At 67.5% G+C, this 1,485-nt stretch carries 1 protein-coding gene; it reads left to right on the forward strand.

The genetic code is table 11. The features are described from left to right. Positions 1-1,485 (forward strand): 2-oxoacid:acceptor oxidoreductase subunit alpha (locus HCN08_RS34425; protein ID WP_167987318.1); only part of this gene is annotated, 1,485 nt, incomplete at both ends.

A 1,485-nucleotide genomic window follows, 5' to 3' on the forward strand; every position in this document is an offset into this window, starting at 1 on the left:
GGTATGCAGTTGACGGGTGATCGTTTCACGTCGGAGACGGCGTCGTTCGGTAATGATCTGTCGACGCTGCCGAATTTCCCGGCGGAGATCCGGGCGCCGGCAGGGACGCTGCCGGGGGTGTCGTCGTTCCAGTTGCATTTTGCGGATCATGACATTCTCACGCCGGGGGATGCGCCGGATGTGCTGGTGGCGATGAATCCGGCGGCGTTGAAGGCGAATCTGGGTGATCTGCCGCGGGGTGCGGAGATCATCGTGGACACCGACGAGTTCAGCAAGCGGGCGCTGGCGAAGGTGGGGTGGGTGTCGTCGCCGCTGGAGGACGACACGCTGGCGGGTTTCGCGGTGCACAAGGTGCCGTTGACGTCGTTGACGCTGGAGGCGTTGAAGGACTCCGGTCTTGCGCGCAAGGATGCCGGGCGGGCGAAGAACATGTTCGCTCTGGGGTTGCTGTCGTGGATGTACCACCGTCCGACGGAGGGTACGGAGGCGTTTTTGCGGGCGAAGTTCGCGAAGAAGCCGCTGATCGCGGAGGCGAACGTCGCGGCGTTCCGTGCGGGGTGGAACTTCGGGGAGACGACGGAGGATTTCGCGGTCTCCTACGAGGTGGCGCCGGCGGTGGCGGCGTTCCCGGCGGGTACGTACCGGAACATCTCGGGGAATCTGGCGTTGGCGTACGGGTTGATCGCGGCGTCGAGGCGGTCGGGTCTGCCGCTGTACCTGGGGTCGTATCCGATCACGCCTGCCTCGGACATTCTGCATGAGTTGTCGCGGCACAAGAACTTCGGTGTGCGGACGTTCCAGGCCGAGGACGAGATCGCGGCGATCGGGGCGGCTCTTGGGGCGGCGTTCGGGGGGTCGCTTGCGGTGACGACGACGTCGGGGCCGGGTGTGGCGTTGAAGTCGGAGACGATCGGTCTTGCGGTGTCGTTGGAGCTGCCGCTTTTGGTGGTGGACATCCAGCGGGGTGGGCCGTCGACGGGGATGCCGACGAAGACCGAGCAGGCGGATCTGTTGCAGGCGATGTACGGGCGGAATGGTGAGGCGCCGGTTCCGGTGGTGGCGCCGGCGACGGCGGGGGACTGCTTCGCGGCGGCGTTGGAGGCGGCGCGGATCGCGGTGGCGTACCGGACGCCGGTGTTCCTGCTGTCGGACGGGTATCTGGCCAACGGCTCGGAGCCGTGGCGGATCCCTTCGGTGGACGAACTGCCGGAGATCGCGGTGGAGTTCGCGAGGGAGCCGAACCATACGGCTGCCGACGGGTCGCGGGTGTTCTGGCCGTATCTGCGGGATCCGCAGACGCTGGCGCGGCCGTGGGCGGTGCCGGGCACGGCGGGGTTGGAGCATCGGATCGGGGGGATCGAGAAGCAGGACGGGACGGGGAACATCTCCTACGACCCGGCCAACCACGACCTGATGGTCCGCACCCGGCAGGCCAAGATCGACGGGATCGAGGTGCCCGACGTCGAGGTCGACGACCCCTCCGGC

It is taken from the genome of Actinacidiphila epipremni (genome assembly GCF_012034175.1).
Lineage (GTDB): Bacteria > Actinomycetota > Actinomycetes > Streptomycetales > Streptomycetaceae > Actinacidiphila > Actinacidiphila epipremni.